The sequence below is a fragment of the Enterobacter sp. CCUG 70166 genome (assembly GCF_020224095.1).
GTDB lineage: Bacteria > Pseudomonadota > Gammaproteobacteria > Enterobacterales > Enterobacteriaceae > Enterobacter > Enterobacter intestinihominis.
In genome coordinates this window covers 204,957-221,147 of record NZ_NRIQ01000011.1, presented here as the reverse complement: position 1 = coordinate 221,147, position 16,191 = coordinate 204,957, and the positions used below count along the sequence as shown (strand labels likewise).

Below are 16,191 nucleotides of genomic sequence, written 5' to 3'. Positions count from 1 at the left end.
CGCCTTTGGCGAATGTAGCCAACGACCGCACATGCATTCTCTCGTCCCACGCAATTTACCCCGCATTTATACGCTCGCGATGCTTGCGGGTGCGGTCACGTCTGGCATTCATGTGCGCCGGGCACAGGCCGATGAGTACTTCGATCCTCAGGCGCTGGAGATCACAGCAGATCAGCAGCAGGCTAGCGACTTAAGCTATTTTTCCCGACAAGGCGGTCAGCAGCCGGGACATTATCGTGTCGCGGTTGTTGTTAACCAGACGCAGCGGGATGAGCGCGAAATTGCATTTGTCGATACCGGGGGAACGCTCTCACCAGTCCTGAACCTGGCGTACCTCAAGAGACTTGGGGTAAACATCGCGGCCTTCTCTTCGTTCGATGCGCTGCATGACGAGGAGACATTTACGGACATCGGCAAATATATTCCCGATGCGTCGACGCATTTTGACTTCACCCATCATCGGCTGGTTTTCAGCATTCCGCAGGCAGCCATGTTGCAAAAAAGTGCCGATTATATTCCTCCCGAACAGTGGGACGACGGCATCCCCGCTGCTTTTGTCGATTACAATCTTACGGGCTCGACAACCAACATCGACAATATTCATGACAACAGCAGCTATCTGAGCCTGCGATCCGGTATCAACCTGGGGGCGTGGCGTTTACGCAATTACGCCACGTTTGAATATGGTAATACCCATCACTGGCAGTCTCAGGGAACATCACTCCAGCGGGCCATTACGCCGCTGAAGAGCGCGTTAACAATAGGGAATGCCTACACGTCTGGCGAGGTTTTTGACAGTTTTCAGTTTACGGGGCTTCAGCTTGCCTCGGATGAGAATATGCTGCCGGACAGCCAGCGCGGTTTCGCGCCCACGATCCGCTGGGTCGCTCACAGCAATGCCCGCGTCAGCGTTCGCCAGCACGGTTACACCATCTATGAAACCTATGTTGCGCCTGGCGCATTTGTCATTAGCGATCTCTTCCCCACTTCGCAAAGCGGCGATCTTGAGATCACGGTCCATGAAAGTGATGGCAGCGAACGCACGTTCACCCAACCCTACTCCTCGGTGGCCTTCATGCTACGGGAGAAACGACTGAAATTCAGCGCCAGCGCCGGACGGTATAACAGCCCTGACGCCGAGGGCGACACCCCGCCGTTTGTTCAGGCCTCCGCCTTTTACGGATTGTCTTCAAGCCTGACGCTGTACGGCGGAGCGGAGCTTTCCGGCCACTATCAGGCTCTCGCGCTGGGATTAGGTAAAGATTTTGGCCGGTTTGGGGCACTGGGTGTGGACACCGTTGCGGCGAAAGCACACCTCAGTGATGACAGGCTGGCCCTCGGGCAGCAAATACGCGCTCAGTACCAAAAAAATCTCGCTGAAACGAACACGTCGCTCACCCTTTCGACCAGCCATTACACGACGCATGACTTTTACAGTTTCAGTGAAGCAAATGATGACAGCGATCCAGACCAGCACGTGCATAACCGGCGTAACCGCACACAGTTCAGTTTGACGCAGGATCTCGGTGCGCTGGGCAATATCAGCGCATCCTTTTACCGTCAGGATTACTGGAACGCCTCGGCGGTCGATCAAACCGTCCATCTTGGCTATTACGCTAACTACAAAGGGGTGTCGTTGAGTGTTGGGTATTATCTCACCCGCTCAAGCGCTGATGATAGCGACAACGAACGGGCGATAAACCTTAGCATCAGCGTCCCACTCAGCCGCTGGCTACCCGGCGCAACAACCAGCTACAGCCTCAACAATAACCTTGATGGCCATACTACCCGGCAGGTTTCGCTGTATGGTACGGCCCTGGCCCACGATCGCCTGAACTATAACCTCCAGCAGGGCTTCGACAACCAGGCCAATACCGCGAACAGCAACCTTGCGCTGGCTTATCACGGCGGTTATGGCAGCGCCAGTCTCGGGTACAGCCACGATCGCTATAGCAACCGCGTGAACTACGGCGCGGCAGGCGGCATTGTGGCAACACAGTATGGGGTGACGTTGAGCCAAAGCCTTGGGGATACCCTGGCGCTGATCCGCGCTGACGAGGCGTCGGACGTTCAGGTTGAAGGGGCGACCAATGTTCACACCGACTCCCGAGGTTATGCCGTGATGCCAACCTTATCGGCGTATCACAAAAACACCATTTCGCTGGATACCGAAACGCTGGCAGAAAATGTCGATCTGGACCAGAACAGCAGAACGATTGTGCCGACCAGCGGCGCGGTCATCCTGGCGAATTACCATACCCACGTGGGCATCAGAACGCTCATCACCCTTACGGCACGCGGGCGCCCGCTTCCATTTGGCGCCAGCGCGTATGTCTCGAACGGGACGTCTGCGAAATCAAGCGTCGGCATCGTTGGCGAAGCAGGACAGGTCTATCTCAGCGGCGTGCCGCTACGCGGGACCTTGCATGCCAGCTGGCGGCAGAAAGGCCAGGATATGCGCTGTAGCGCCCCATTACGCCTTCCGGATACCGCTGGCCGCACTCCGGTCACGCTTATGAACCTTCAGTGCCAATAACTTACTGAGATATCTGTGAACAATATCAACCGTTTAATCAATCTCCTGATGCTCGCTTTTTTGCTGATTCACGCTACGGCAAGGGCGTCTCAGACCTGCCCGCCGACCATGGGCGATGCGGTCATTAACTTTCAAAACTACTCGATCACTGATAACCCATCGATCCCTCCGGGGTCGATGCTTTCAGGCGCTATCCTGGGCCAGGAAAACCGCTCGTTTTATAACTGTCCTGAGGGAACCGGCCCGGTAACGATGCGCTTTGTGGCCAATAACGCCTTAACCGTAGCGCCCGTCAGCGGCGTGGCGCCGAACGGTACGGGCGCCCCGGCCTCCGTTTATGACGTGCCAGATATTCCCGGCGTCGGGTTTGCGGTGGGCATTCGCGAAACCACGCACTGTGCAGCCGAACCCGTGCATTACATCGCCTCGGGGGATGACAGCGTTGCGATTTGCAGCACAAACGATCCCTCGCAAATGGCGACCCAGTTCTTCGTCGTGTTTTATAAAACCGCGCAGGAGATTGTCTATGAACAGCCGAACAGCGGGCAAATTCGCGCAGGAACGCTGATTCTGGAGGATACTAACGGCGCGGTGATATCTGAAGCTGGCGTGACGGTGGAAGTCGCTGCCGCCGACCTGAAAGTGCATAAATCGAGCTGTTATATCTCGGATAACAACATCACCGTCAATATGGGACAAAGTAGCGTAAGCGATCTCAACAAAGGAATGGATGGGGATAAACACCGCTTCATCATCCCTCTGGTCTGTGACGCATCCCAAACGGCAGCGGTGAAGATCGGGTTCTTTGGTCCGACTGAAAAAGACGCGCAGAATCACGATGTGCTGGCGCTAAGTCAACAGGAGAGCGCCGCTACCGGCGTGGGGATCCGCATTCTGTATGGCGATAACTACGGTGCCGCCAGAGGTACAACCGTTCCTCTCAACAGCACCGGTGTCGAACCTTTTGCCAACGCTGCCCGGCAGACCGCGTTTTCCCTGGATTACGACGCACAATATGTGCGCACCGAAACCCAGGCCACCGCGGGGCTGGCAGACAGCCTGGCGACATTTAGTCTGATATACAACTAAGCGCTACTCCAGTGCCAGCAGCGCAAAACTCGCCAGCCAGTGCCCGCCGCTGTAGTGACTGCCGACAACATGCTCCACGCTTGCCGAGAGATGGCGCGCAACGGCATCGCGTAATGGCTTCCGGGCGTGATGATTTTCCGGCAGGGCGCGGGCAATGTGCTTCATACACCAGGCACGGCTGAGGTTGAGACCGTCCAGATGCGCGATTTTCGGGTCGGTGCGATCGCTCACCTCAGCCGGGTTCATGAGCGCAGAAACGGCGCCCACTTCAGGCAGAAACGCATCGAACCAGGCCGGGAAATCCTCCACCACCTTACTCATCAGCAGGGCCTCGGTCAGCGCTCCGGAGATATACTCGTCGCCACCCGGCTCATAATGCGCAGGATAATGCGTGTCCGCGAGGTAAAACCGCGTTGCCGCGTCCAGGATGGCGCGCTCAAGCGTGTCATCGTTCACCGCCCGGGCATAATCCAGCCCCAGCGCGAGCGCAAACGCCGTGTTGTAGTGCGTCCCGACGCGGATCGGATAGGTAAGCTTGCTGAGGTAATCCACCAGCCGCTGGCGAATATCCCGCGTTAACGGTTGCAGCGTCTGGTACCAGCGCTCCGCCTGCGGCAGTGACGATTGTTTCAGCTCCTGGGCCAGCGCCAGCAGCCAGCCGTAGCCATAAGGTCGCTCAAACGACGCGCGGAACGGCGCGGTAAAATAGGCCAGCTCCTTCGCCACCTTCTCGTCGGTCAGGTGTTCTTCGAAGAGAGTGATGATCTCTTCCCGACACGGCAGTTCGGGCCAGAGACGCAGGCAGCGCAGCAGCAGCCAGTAGCCGTGCACCGCAGAGTGCCAGTCAAAACAGCCGTAAAAGATCGGGTGCAGCTCGCGAGGCGGCAGAACGTCGCCGTCATCGTTGAGCAGATGCATAATGTGGTTCGGGTATTCCTGACGTAGATAGGTCAACGGCATTCTGGCGAAGGCGTCAGCCTGATGTTGCGTTAATTCCATTGCAGCTCCTTAGCGAAACACGAGGAAATACATTAAGAACACGTTCACCACCAGCAAGGTTAACGCGGTCGGGATCTGGATCTTGATAACCTGATATTTGTCTTTTAGCTCAAGCAGCGCGGCGGGCACAATGTTGAAGTTGGCGGCCATCGGCGTCATCAGCGTGCCGCAATAGCCAGCGTACATACCGATAGCCAGCAGCGGCGCCGGGTTACCGTGATGGACGTTAATCAGGAATGGCAGAGCGATACCGGCGCTTAACACCGGGAAGGCTGCGAAGGCGTTACCCATGATCATGGTAAACAGCGCCATCCCCACGCAGTAAATCACCACCAGCATGAAGCGGCTGTCCGGGTTCACAAACAGGCTGACCACCTTTTGTACCGATTCGCCGGTATTCGCCACCACAAACACCCCGCCGAGCATGGCGAGCATCTGCGGCAGGATCACCGCCCAGCCAATGGTATCGACCAGCCGACGCGACTGACGAACCGCATGCAGCGGCGTACCTTTTGTCAGCCACCAGCCGGTGAGGATAGCCGCCACACAGGCCACGCACAGCGCTGCCAGCGTAAGCTGCTTCTGGTCGAGCAGATAGACACCGCCAATCGACACGCCTTTCAGAAACAGCGTCCCGATGACCGTCACCACCGGGATCATCAGCGCGGGCAAGAATAGCCAGTTTTTCAGCCGGTGTGATGAGGCAACCCGCTCCTCCTCGGTGGACATTTTATAATGCCCCTTCCCGACCAGCCCGAAACCGGCCAGTAGCGCAATCACGATAACGGCGCCGCCAATAATGCGATACGCCAGCGACTTACCCAGCTCCTGCACCATCAGATCGCCAAACAGGAAGATCCCGCCAAACAGAAACCAGAACAGCGCGGTGGTATAGCGTTTCGGGTTAGCGCGATCGCGAAGGGTCATCACAACCAGCAGCATCACGACAAAGCCGATCAGGTAGTACACGCGGTTAATGGTGATAAAGGTCATCATGGTGCGATCTCCTGCGTACCCTGCTCTGCTCTCCAGGCCATCACGTCGCGACGAATGCTGGCGTCGAGGCGCAGCAGACGCGTCATATGGATGATCAGTGCCGCAATAGCGGTCGGAATGGCCCACAGGCCGATATGCAGCGGTTCGATCCCCTCGATCCCGTTCTCTTTCAGGAACGCATCAATCAGCAGTACCGCGCCAAAGGCGATAAAGATATCTTCCCCAAAGAAAACCGCGATATTGTCACACGCGGCGGCATGGGCTTTGATTTTGTCGCGGATAGTCTGCGGCAGTTCGCCGTATTCATTCAGGGCCGCCCCTTCGGCCATCGGCGCCAGCAGAGGACGCACCGTTTGTGCGTGGCCGCCAAGCGACATCAGGCCCAGCGCAGCCGTCCCTTCGCGGGCAACAAAGTAGAGCATCAGGATACGCGCCGAGGTGGCGCTGGCGATCTTCGCGACCCAGGCCTGGGCGCGCTCTTTCAGCCCGTAATACTCCAGCAGGCCAATCACCGGCAGGATCAGAATGAAAGTGGCGAGCGATCGGCTATTCACGAACTTTTCGCCAAAGGTTTCCAGCAGCATACCGAAATCCATGCCAACCAGCAGGCCCGTTGCCAGCCCCGCCACCACGACAACCAGCAGCGGGTTGAAACGCAGTGCAAAACCAATAACCACCACCGGAATCCCGATAAGTGGCAACAGTGTAGAACTGTCCATAAACGTTACCCTATCCAAAGTGAGCGTTGCGCGCCGACGGCTATTTTTTATACTTCGCAGCAGAGCGAAGCCGGTGCATTACGGCGCGCGATGTTGTGTGTTGCGTGAGGCTCCACAGAACCTGCACTAAAAAGCTATATCTGAACGTCAAAAACATGTAAACAATTTATCAATAAAATGTTCTTATTTTATCGACGGGTTTACATTCTGGAGAAAGGATCGGTATGACGACAAAGAAAACGAAAACAGCGTTAAACCACGACGATATTGCGGACGGGCGTATCGTCTCCTCCCGCCATCTCGTCTCAGAGCGGTGTGCTGAATTATCAGAGCTGGAATATGCGCTGATCATGACCAGCAATGCGTTTAACAAATGGATGGTGCGCTGCATGACCGCAGCAGGTGAACCGGATATGGGCGCTTTCGACGTCTCGCTTCTGCACCACGTAAACCACCGCAACCGCAAGAAAAAGCTGGCCGACATCTGCTTTGTGCTGAACGTGGAAGATACCCACGTGGTGACGTATGCGCTGAAAAAGCTGGTAAAGGCGGGTTACGTCACCAGTGAAAAAGCGGGGAAAGAGCTCTTTTTCTCGACGACGGAGGAAGGTAAAGCGCTGTGCATGAAGTACCGGGAGGTACGGGAAGCCTGCCTGATCAACATTCATGCGGAAAGCGGCATTCCAGGCGCGTCGATTGGTGAGACCGCGCAGTTACTCCGCGCGATCTCCTCCCTGTATGATACCGCCGCACGCGCGGCGGCCTCGCTTTAAGGACGGCGGAAAAGCGTTATGCTCCGCCCGGCCAGTTCATAATCGACGGATTCCGTGATGATTTCCCCTGTGGGGGCATCATCCGCCGTCGAAAGCTCCAGCACCCAGCCCCCTTCGCCAAACTGCGGGATCTGGAATGGCACCGTGCCTTCAAACGGGTTAAACAGCATCAGCACGTCGTGCCAGATGCCCTCTTCCTGCTCAAGATCAGGACGGCTGATGGCAAGACCAAGAGTGGAACCCTCGTCCCACTGTTCCGACTGCTGCGGTCCGCCACCGGCGTTAAACCAGCGGATCTCAAGCCCGTCGCGCCAGTTTTCACGGCGCAGCAGCGGCTGCTCAGCGCGCAGAGCAATCAACCGACGGGTAAAGTCGCGCAGCTTCTCGTCGTTTTCAGAGAGTCCTTCCCAGTTTATCCAGGAGATCTCGCTGTCCTGGCAATAGCCGTTATTATTGCCCTTTTGCGTCCGGCCAAACTCATCACCTGCCAGCAGCATCGGCGTGCCGTGGGAGAAGAAGAGCGTGGTGAGGAAGTTGCGCTTTTGCCGCTCGCGGGTGGCGATAATATCCGGATTCTCCGTCGGCCCTTCTTCACCGTAGTTATACGATCGGTTATCGTTATGTCCGTCGTTATTATCTTCCCCGTTATCGGCGTTATGCTTCTCGTTGTAGGATACCAGGTCGTTCAGCGTAAAGCCGTCATGCGCGGTGATAAAATTGACGCTGGCCCACGGACGACGTCCGCGCAGATCGTACAAATCACCGGACCCTAACAGACGGGCGGCAAAATCGTTAGAAACGTTATCTCCCTTCCAGTATTCACGTACCGTGTCGCGGTATTTGTCGTTCCACTCGCCCCAGCCTGGCGGGAAGCCCCCCACCTGATACCCCCCTGGGCCAATATCCCACGGTTCACCGATAAGCTTCAGCTTCGACAGCACCGGATCCTGGGTCACGGCATCAAAGAAGCCGCCGCGCGGGTCGAATCCCTCCGGCTCGCGTCCGAGAATGGTTCCGAGGTCAAAGCGGAAACCGTCAATCTGCATCGATTCCGCCCAGTAACGCAGGGAGTCCATGACCATCTGCAACACGCGCGGGTGCGAGGTGTTTACGGTGTTTCCGGTGCCGGTGTCGTTGATGTAATACCGATGCTGATCCGGCATGGTGCGGTAATAGCAGAAGTTATCAATCCCCTTAAACGACAGGGTTGGCCCCAGCTCGTTGCCCTCCGCCGTGTGGTTATAGACCACGTCGAGGATCACCTCGATGCCCGCGTCATGATAAGCACGCACCATGTCGCGGAAACCCTGGATCCCCGCCGGGCCGTAATAGCGGGACGCTGGCGCAAAGAAACCGAGCGAGTTATAGCCCCAGAAGTTTTTCAGGCCGCGATCGAGCAGGTGCTGATCGTCAGGGAACCAGTGAACCGGTAGCAGCTCGACCGAGGTAATGCCGAGGCTTTTGATGTACTCCACCGAGGCTTTATGCCCCATCCCCTCAAACGTACCGCGCAGTTCAGGCGGAATAGCCGGGTTAAGCTGGGTAAAGCCTTTTACGTGGCTTTCATAGACCACGGTATGCGGCCACGGGATATCGGGCCGGCGTGAGTCCTGCCAGTCAACGGCATTGGGGTCGATGACCTTACATTTGGGCGTAAACGGCGCGCTGTCTCGCGTGTCAAAACTGAGATCCAGCTCGTCGTGTCCCAGCTCATAGCCGAAGTGGGCATCGTTCCACTCAATTTCACCTACCAGTTCACGGGCATAGGGGTCAATAAGCAGCTTATTGGGGTTGAAGCGGTGACCGTTCTCCGGATCGTAGGGGCCGTAAACGCGGTAGCCATACAGCGCCCCCGGTTTCAGGTCCGGCACATAGCCGTGCCAGACCTCATGGGTATATTCCGGCAGTTCCAGACGGGCGATTTCTGTTTTTCCCGAAGGATCAAACAGACACAACTCCACCCGCTCAGCGTGGGCGGAAAACAGGGCGAAGTTCACCCCTTTCCCGTCATAATTTGCGCCCAACTGCTGGCCATGACCGGCCCGAATTTCAAACGTTGTATCCTTTGGCATTTTTGTTCTCCTCGATTATTCGCAGGTAAGCAGAACCAACAAACATCCCTTTTCAGACGTTAAATCCAGCGTCTCTGGCAGAAGGCGACGCTCACCGGTAAACAGATCCCGGTAGTGCTTCCCGGCCAGCGTCTGGGGTATGGCCACGGTAGTATTGGCCCACAGCATCGCATTATCGGTGACGTCAAACACCAGGCGCGGCACGGCGACGATCAGCGCCTCGTCATCTTTGATGCGGGCATAAACGATCAGATTCTCCTCCCGCTCGCCGGTTACCTTCAGCGGCAGCCAGTCGCCGTAGCGGAAAAGCGCGGGGTAATGTGGCCGAAGCCGTAACAGCGTGGCGGTGACGTACTGCTTCACGCTGCCGTCTCGCCAGCGTTGCGCATCGTTAAAAACGGTGCCATCCGCTACGCTGAGGTTTTCCGCCAGTGCGGCGAAATCCGGTTCGCGGCGGTTATCCGGGTCGACGAGGCTGAAGTTAAGCCCCTCGCTGCCCTGGTAGATGTCCGGTACGCCAGGCGCAGTCAGTTTGATCACCGTCTGGCTCAGGCTGTTCATTAACCCAGCCCAAATAAACGGCTGGAGTGCGGCACTGAAATCACGCAGGAACAGGGTGTTATCCGGGGAAAGCAGATGGCGCACGTAGTCCAGGACCACGCTCTCGTAACCTTCGTTGCTGTCGATCCAGTCGGTACGCAGCTTGGCCTCGCGCAGGGCTTTCTCGATAAAGCCGAGGAAACGCTCTTCCAGTGACTTAAGGCCATCACGATCCTCAGGCGACAGGGTTGCTGGCCAGACGCCCGCCAGCGCCTGGAAGATCATCCAGGTGTCGGCGGCGTTCGGCGCGGTGCCATCGTTGAGGAATCGGACCTGCGTCTGGTTCATCTGCCGCCAGCGCGCCAGATTTTCTCCCCACAGATCTGGCGCTTCCGTCAGCGTATACAGACGAGCTCGTGCATCCTCGCCGCGTTTGGTGTCGTGGGTGGAAGTTCCCAGCAGCGCATCGGGCTGGCGGGCAAGTCGAATACGCATCTCCTGATGAAAACGGGAAAGTGAAAACGCGCGCGGCGTCGGGTCGGCGCCGACTTCGTTCAGGGCCAGCTCAAGGTTATGGCGGAAGAACAGCGTATCCTCTACCGATTTCGCCATCAGCGGCCCGGTCAGCTGCTGAAAACGGGTGCGGAAAAGCGAGGCCAGCGCGTGGTCATGCGCCGGCAGATCGCCGGTAAGAATACGCACGATAAGGCTCAGAGCGGGTTCAGAGGTGTTGACGCTGGCGACCACGCGGCTGAGCAGCGCCACATCCGGTGACGTCAGCCCCTCAGCGGTGCCGTAGGTGCGATACACCGGAAACGCGATAAGCAGCTCGCGCAGGGCATGGCGGATATCCTCATGCTCCACTTCGGCACCGTTATGCCCGGCCAGCTCGCTGGCTATTTTGAGCAGCGTGGTAAATTCACCTTCAAAATTACGATCGGTCATCAGGCCTTTGGCGTTGCGAAGTTCCGCCTGCCTGTCAACGGTCGTACCCAGTGTCTCGTCGTAGAGCGTCTCCAGCCGCGAGAGGTTGGTATCATCCACCAGCACTTCCGCCAGGGAGGCGATAAACTCATAGCCCGTAGTACCTGAGATGGGCCACTCCGGAGGAAGCTGTTCCCCTTTGGCGAGGATCTTCTCTACCGTGATGTAGCAATCCGGTCCGGTCGCCGCACGCAGTCGCTGCAAATAGCCCAGCGGATCGGCAAGCCCGTCCACATGGTCAATGCGCAGGCCGTCGACAACCCCGGCGTGGACAAGCTCAAGGATCAGGCGGTGCGTGTCTGCGAATACCGCCTCATCCTCTACCCGCACGCCGACCAGCCCGGTGATTTCAAAAAAGCGCCGCCATGAAAGCTGTTTCGGCGCTTCCCGCCAGGACATCAGCCGCCAGCTTTGCGTCTCGTGGATCTCAGCGATGCTCTTGCCTTCGGCATACGTGCCGGGATTAAGCGGATAGGCGGTATCATAGTAAACCAACGCCGCGCTGTCGGTGACACTGTCACGTTTTAGGGTGATAGCCCCCCGCTCCAGCTCGGCTTCAAAGGTGTCGCCAAGAAACGGCAACGTCAGCGGTCGGGACCAGTCGATATCAAAATACGCCGCATAGCGGCTCTGCCGACCGTGCTCGATAACATCGCGCCACCAGCGGTTTTCCAGCGAGGTCGACATATGGTTAGGAACGATATCCAGAATCAGCCCCATCCCCGCCTGTTTCAGCGCTGCCGCCATGCGGTCAAACCCTTCCCGCCCGCCAATCGCCGGGTCGATTTCGTTGGGGTCGGTCACGTCATAGCCGTGGGTGGAATCCGTGGTTGCGGTGAAAACAGGCGACGCGTAAAGATGGCTAATTCCGAGGTCTTTCATATACGGAATCAGGTCCACCACGCGATCGAAGGTCATGCCGTTGCGAAACTGAATTCGGTAAGTAGAGGAAGGGATCATAGCGCTGCTTCTCCATCAGCAAAGCGAACAACAATGCTGTTCGGCGGCAGGTTTTCGACTGCCTCCGGCCAGCTAAAGATCGTTTTTCCGGGCAGGTCCGCTAAGGCGAGGGGCTTTTTGCCGATATTCAGCGCCAGCGACAGCGTACCGGACGGAAAACGCCAGCTCACGGCAACCATGCCGAGCGCCGTTTGCAGGACGTTACCCTCCACGGCGCCTCGCTGTTTCAGTAACGGGACGATAAAGCGTTGACGCAGCGCAATCAGTTCGCGCGTAACGTGCAGCCACGCCCTGCCTTCCTCTGTGTCTGCCTTGTTCCAGTCAAGCTTCGACCGCATAAAGGTATTTACGTCATTGGGATCCGGTACGGTTTCATCGTGCCCGGCATGGCCGGTAAACTCTTTCGCGCGACCCTCCCGCACGGCTTTCGCCAGGTCGCCGTGGAAGTCGGTGAAAAAGAGGAACGGATGCGTTTCGCCATACTCCTCACCCATAAACAGCAGCGGGATATGTGGCGACAGGAGCAGCGCCGCGAACAGCACGCGCGTTTTCTCCGCCCCAGCCAGAGAGATAAGCCTCTCCCCCTGGGCACGGTTGCCGACCTGGTCGTGATTCTGAATAAAATCGACAAAAAACTGCGGTGGTTGCTCGCGACACTCTACCCCGCGCGATTTCCCGGTCTGAAGCGAGATTTCCCCCTGGTAGACAAAGCCCTCTGCCAGCGCCCGCGCCAGCTTTTTCTCCGGCTCAAAGGCAAAATCCTGATAATAGGCGTGTGATTCCCCGGTCGCGAAGACATGCGCGGCGTTGTGAAAATCATCATTCCATTCGGCGGTGAAAAGCAGCGTCTGACCATGCTCATCGCGCGGATGCAGGAAAATCACGTTGCGACTGTCTTCGGTGGTCAGATGGATATGCCGATCCGGAAAGGCGTCGCGGATCCGTTGCGCTATCTCGGGAAGAATATGGGTCTCAGCGTTGTCATGGATCTGGTCGATGGCGTCGAAGCGCAGACCGTCAAGATGATACTCCGAGAGCCAGATTAACGGCGCCTCAGCGATGTATTGCCGGACGGCTTCAACCTCATAGGCAATACCGTTGCCCCACGGGGTCATACGATCCTGATGGAAAAACGCCGGCGAGAGCAACGGCAGGTAGTTCCCTTCCGGGCCAAAGTGATTGAGTACAATATCCAGCACCACGGAAAGCCCGAGCGCGTGGGCGGCATCGATGAAGGCATGAAAATCATCCGGTGTGCCATAAGCTGAGTGCGGGGCATACAGCAGTACGCCATCATACCCCCATCCGCGCGCGCCCCCGAACTGGGACACGGGCATCACTTCCAGTTGCGTAATACCCAGTTCGGCCAGATAAGGCAATTTATCGATGGCCGCCCTGAAGGTTCCTTCCCCGGTGAAGGTGCCGATATGCATCTCGTAGATCACCGTCTCTTCCCATGGCCGCCCTTGCCATTCCCGCTGTGCGGGCAGGTTGTGACGCGGGTCGATTACCACCGACGGGCCGTTGACGTCAGCCTGTTGCGCGCGGGAGGCCGGATCCGGCACCGCCATTCCATCCTGTAAAACAAACTGATACGGCGTACCGTGTCTGACGCCGGGCACGTCAACCTGAAACCAGCCGTCGCCCACCGCCGCCATCGGAATGTCGGTGTCGGTTAAACGCAACGTGAGATCTTTCTGCCCTTCTGCCCAGACGCGAAAACGTACAACGTCATCGGAAATAAACTCAGCACCCCAGTGCCTGCGACATGTTCTGAATTCCATTCATTGTCCTCGAATGACCACATTTTACGCGGAACGAAATACAAGCTTAGACCAGGATGAACAGAGTGTTATGCCAGCAGGGTATGCCGCTTCGTCTATTATCTATTTATAACTCCACTTAAGGAATACTATGCATATTCGAAAAGGATTAAGCACCGACCTCGCCCGTCTTGAATGTTGTGATTTTTCTTTTACGGTCGATGAGATTGCCAGAGAGCCTTTTCTCAATGGTGATTTGCATATCGAGGCGCTAACCGATCCTTATCATAAAACCTATGAACTGGATCTCCAGACGCTGGAAAATCATTGCGTTAATCCCGATTCAATATTTCTTATCGCCGAAACGGATGACGGTGAAATCGCCGGTTTTATTACCGCGTCCTGCAACTGGAATAAATTTATTTCGGTGGATTACATTGCCGTGGAGCGTTCAAAACGCCGAACGGGCGCGGCGCACAAGCTGATGTCCGCCACCCACGTCTGGGCGCGAAGCCTCAATGCGCCCGGCTTACGGCTGGAGACGCAGAACGTTAATGTTTCTGCCTGCCTTTTCTATCGTCACTATGGGTTTATTCTGGGCGGTTACGATCGTTACCTTTACAACGCCCTGCCGGAAAAAGATGAGGTCGCCCTTTTCTGGTATTACATGCTGGCTTGAGAAAATATTTTATATCCGCCACTGGAATATAGATTTGTCTGAATTTGTCAATTTTGCCCGCTTACGTTTAATTAACGACTAATCTTGGAATTCACTATTAAGGAGGCCGGTATGTCTACAGGAAATAATCACACGCTGCATTACCCTCGTCCACCGTTTGCAGAACAACCGCAAAGGGCTCCCGGGCTGGCATCGGAAATGAAGCCAATACCGGATCATGGTGAAACAAGTTATATCGGGTCAGGAAAACTGGCAGGAAAAAAAGCGCTGATTACCGGCGGTGATTCCGGCATTGGTCGCGCGGTAGCCATCGCCTATGCCCGTGAAGGTGCAGATGTCGCTATTGGCTATCTGCCGGAAGAGGAGTCCGATGCGGCATCGGTCATTGCGCTGATTCAGGCCGAAGGCCGTAAAGCGGTCGCCATTCCCGGCGACATTCGCGTGGAGTCCTTCTGCGACACGCTGGTGGAAAAAGCCGTTGCCGAACTGGGCGGCCTGGATATTCTGGTGAATAACGCCGGACGCCAGCAGTACTGTGAATCTATCGACGATCTCACCACGGCAGATTTTGACGCGACGTTTAAGACCAACGTCTATGCCCCCTTCTGGATCACCAAAGCTGCGCTGCGCCATTTGCAGGAAGGCGCCGTGATCATCAACACCACTTCCGTTCAGGCGTTTAAACCGAGCGCGATCCTGGTGGACTATGCGCAGACCAAAGCCTGTAACGTGGCCTTTACCAAATCTCTGGCCCAGCAGCTGGGACCGCGTGGCATTCGGGTGAATGCCGTTGCGCCAGGTCCGTACTGGACCCCCCTTCAGTCCAGCGGCGGTCAGCCTCAGTCTAAAGTTCAGAAATTCGGGGAAGATACGCCCCTGGGCCGACCGGGTCAGCCGGTTGAAATCGCACCGCTGTATGTGCTGTTTGCCTCCGATTCCTGCTCATACGCTTCCGGGCAAGTGTGGTGCTCTGACGGCGGTACCGGCGTGCTGTAAAGCATCCTCTCAGACCTATCCATTTCATGGATAGGTCACATTCACTCCCCTGCTGTTCTCAAAAATCGCAGTTGAACTATGATGAACTTACTATTAAGGAGCCCATCATGTTTACTGTGAAAAAACTTGCGATATCAACCCTGTTGACCGGTTCAGTTTTATTCTTTCCAGCGATCCACGCGGTGGCCAGCGTTCCGCAGCATGTGGTGAAACAGCAGGCTGGCGGCTACAGCGTTCAGGTTGGCGACACGATTATCACCGCCTTTACGGACGGCAGCGTGCCGCAGGATCTTCACGCCTTACTGCGCCGGACGACGGCGGAAAATACCGATGCGTTACTGGCCAAAAACTTCCAGGCCAATCCGGTGGAAGCATCGATTAACGCGTTTTATATCGCCTTGCCCGGTCACAAAATCCTGGTGGATACCGGTTCCGGTCAGCTCTTTGGCCCCGGCAAAGGCGGGCGGCTGATTGAAAGCCTGGCGACCCAGGGCATCAAACCCGAAGATATTACCGATATTCTAATCACCCATGCGCACTCAGATCACGCTGGTGGCCTGGTCAAAGACGGTCAGCGCGTGTTTACCCGCGCGCAGGTCTATGTCGGCAAACCGGATATCGATTTCTTCTTTAACGACAAGAACCAGAAAAAGTCTGGCTATGACCAGAACTACTTCGATGTCGCGCACAAGACATTAAAGCCTTATCTGGATGCCGGAAAAGTGAAGACTTTCTCAGGCACCGAACAGCTTCTGCCGGGCATCAGCGGTACGGTTCACCCGGGCCACACCCCAGGTTCCGCGTTTTACACGCTGGAGAGCAAAGGTGAAAAAATTACCTTTGTCGGCGACATCATCCACGTCGCCGCAGTTCAGTTCCCGCAGCCCAACGTGACGATTGCTTACGATGAGGATCAGGACGGCGCCGCCCGGGTGCGCAACGCAGCTTTCGCTGAGTTTGTGAAAAACAAAGATCTGATTGCGGCGCCACATCTGCCTTTCCCCGGGATCGGCTATGTGACGAAAGGTGAGCGGGAAGGCTACGCGTGGGTCCCGGTGACCTATACCAACCGTGACGCAAAATAA

12 protein-coding genes are annotated in these 16,191 nt (G+C 56.6%); 6 read left to right on the top strand and 6 right to left on the bottom strand.

The window, feature by feature from the left end; genetic code table 11:
* Nucleotides 1-31 precede the first annotated feature (31 nt).
* Complete coding sequence (locus CKK19_RS06075) at nucleotides 32-2,536, top strand: fimbria/pilus outer membrane usher protein (RefSeq protein WP_225455056.1); 2,505 nt, start codon at nucleotides 32-34, stop codon at nucleotides 2,534-2,536.
* Between the two features lie 15 nt (nucleotides 2,537-2,551).
* On the top strand, nucleotides 2,552-3,625 hold the full coding sequence (locus CKK19_RS25355) for a fimbrial protein (protein ID WP_023306219.1): 1,074 nt from the start codon (nucleotides 2,552-2,554) through the stop codon (nucleotides 3,623-3,625).
* A 3-nt stretch (nucleotides 3,626-3,628) separates the two neighbouring features.
* On the opposite strand, the gene CKK19_RS06065 is transcribed toward CKK19_RS25355, so the two are convergent.
* The 3 genes from CKK19_RS06065 to CKK19_RS06055 are packed head-to-tail and all read right to left on the bottom strand — an operon-like array spanning nucleotide 3,629 to nucleotide 6,339.
* The gene (locus CKK19_RS06065) at nucleotides 3,629-4,624 is read right to left on the bottom strand and encodes a DUF2891 domain-containing protein (RefSeq protein WP_063149941.1); all 996 of its coding nucleotides are present in this window, start codon (nucleotides 4,622-4,624) and stop codon (nucleotides 3,629-3,631) included.
* Nucleotides 4,625-4,633: 9 nt separating this feature from the next.
* Complete coding sequence (locus CKK19_RS06060) at nucleotides 4,634-5,620, bottom strand: DUF979 domain-containing protein (protein WP_038416071.1); 987 nt, start codon at nucleotides 5,618-5,620, stop codon at nucleotides 4,634-4,636.
* Nucleotides 5,617-6,339, bottom strand: a complete 723-nt coding sequence (locus tag CKK19_RS06055; protein ID WP_022648156.1) for a DUF969 domain-containing protein — start codon at nucleotides 6,337-6,339, stop codon at nucleotides 5,617-5,619. Before CKK19_RS06055 ends, CKK19_RS06060 begins: the two co-directional genes overlap by 4 nt.
* A 224-nt stretch (nucleotides 6,340-6,563) precedes the next feature.
* On the opposite strand from CKK19_RS06055, the gene CKK19_RS06050 reads away from it, so the two are divergent.
* Nucleotides 6,564-7,112 (top strand): winged helix DNA-binding protein, encoded by a 549-nt coding sequence (locus CKK19_RS06050; protein ID WP_022648157.1) that lies wholly within the window; start codon nucleotides 6,564-6,566, stop codon nucleotides 7,110-7,112.
* Here CKK19_RS06050 and glgX read toward each other — a convergent pair.
* From glgX to treZ, 3 genes are read right to left on the bottom strand one after another with little or no spacing between them, the layout of a single operon-like run.
* Complete coding sequence (gene glgX / locus CKK19_RS06045; RefSeq protein WP_022648158.1) at nucleotides 7,109-9,184, bottom strand: glycogen debranching protein GlgX; 2,076 nt, start codon at nucleotides 9,182-9,184, stop codon at nucleotides 7,109-7,111. The two genes, CKK19_RS06050 and glgX, sit on opposite strands and share 4 nt — an antisense overlap.
* A 15-nt stretch (nucleotides 9,185-9,199) precedes the next feature.
* A complete protein-coding gene (gene treY, locus CKK19_RS06040; protein WP_063853489.1) occupies nucleotides 9,200-11,668 on the bottom strand; it encodes a malto-oligosyltrehalose synthase in 2,469 nt (822 codons plus the stop codon).
* Nucleotides 11,665-13,452 (bottom strand): malto-oligosyltrehalose trehalohydrolase, encoded by a 1,788-nt coding sequence (gene treZ / locus CKK19_RS06035; protein ID WP_063853488.1) that lies wholly within the window; start codon nucleotides 13,450-13,452, stop codon nucleotides 11,665-11,667. The genes treY and treZ overlap by 4 nt, the downstream gene beginning before the upstream one ends.
* Nucleotides 13,453-13,582: 130 nt before the next feature.
* Here treZ and CKK19_RS06030 point away from each other — a divergent pair, with 130 nt between their 5' ends.
* From CKK19_RS06030 to CKK19_RS06020, 3 genes are all read left to right on the top strand, one after another.
* On the top strand, nucleotides 13,583-14,110 hold the full coding sequence (locus CKK19_RS06030) for a GNAT family N-acetyltransferase (RefSeq protein WP_022648161.1): 528 nt from the start codon (nucleotides 13,583-13,585) through the stop codon (nucleotides 14,108-14,110).
* Between the two features lie 111 nt (nucleotides 14,111-14,221).
* Complete coding sequence (locus CKK19_RS06025) at nucleotides 14,222-15,106, top strand: SDR family oxidoreductase (protein ID WP_022648162.1); 885 nt, start codon at nucleotides 14,222-14,224, stop codon at nucleotides 15,104-15,106.
* A 107-nt stretch (nucleotides 15,107-15,213) separates the two neighbouring features.
* Nucleotides 15,214-16,191 (top strand): MBL fold metallo-hydrolase, encoded by a 978-nt coding sequence (locus tag CKK19_RS06020; RefSeq protein WP_063841992.1) that lies wholly within the window; start codon nucleotides 15,214-15,216, stop codon nucleotides 16,189-16,191.

What these genes read in the sequence shown, in the direction of transcription:
- CKK19_RS06065 (WP_063149941.1), bottom strand. Translation starts at nt 4,624, where the DNA reads ATGGAATTAACGCAACATCAGGCTGACGCCTTCGCCAGAATGCCGTTG.
- CKK19_RS06060 (WP_038416071.1), bottom strand. Translation starts at nt 5,620, where the DNA reads ATGATGACCTTTATCACCATTAACCGCGTGTACTACCTGATCGGCTTT.
- CKK19_RS06055 (WP_022648156.1), bottom strand. Translation starts at nt 6,339, where the DNA reads ATGGACAGTTCTACACTGTTGCCACTTATCGGGATTCCGGTGGTGGTT.
- CKK19_RS06020 (WP_063841992.1), top strand. Translation starts at nt 15,214, where the DNA reads ATGTTTACTGTGAAAAAACTTGCGATATCAACCCTGTTGACCGGTTCA.
- glgX (WP_022648158.1), bottom strand. Translation starts at nt 9,184, where the DNA reads ATGCCAAAGGATACAACGTTTGAAATTCGGGCCGGTCATGGCCAGCAG.
- treY (WP_063853489.1), bottom strand. Translation starts at nt 11,668, where the DNA reads ATGATCCCTTCCTCTACTTACCGAATTCAGTTTCGCAACGGCATGACC.
- treZ (WP_063853488.1), bottom strand. Translation starts at nt 13,452, where the DNA reads ATGGAATTCAGAACATGTCGCAGGCACTGGGGTGCTGAGTTTATTTCC.
- CKK19_RS06030 (WP_022648161.1), top strand. Translation starts at nt 13,583, where the DNA reads ATGCATATTCGAAAAGGATTAAGCACCGACCTCGCCCGTCTTGAATGT.
- CKK19_RS06050 (WP_022648157.1), top strand. Translation starts at nt 6,564, where the DNA reads ATGACGACAAAGAAAACGAAAACAGCGTTAAACCACGACGATATTGCG.
- CKK19_RS06025 (WP_022648162.1), top strand. Translation starts at nt 14,222, where the DNA reads ATGTCTACAGGAAATAATCACACGCTGCATTACCCTCGTCCACCGTTT.
- CKK19_RS06075 (WP_225455056.1), top strand. Translation starts at nt 32, where the DNA reads ATGCATTCTCTCGTCCCACGCAATTTACCCCGCATTTATACGCTCGCG.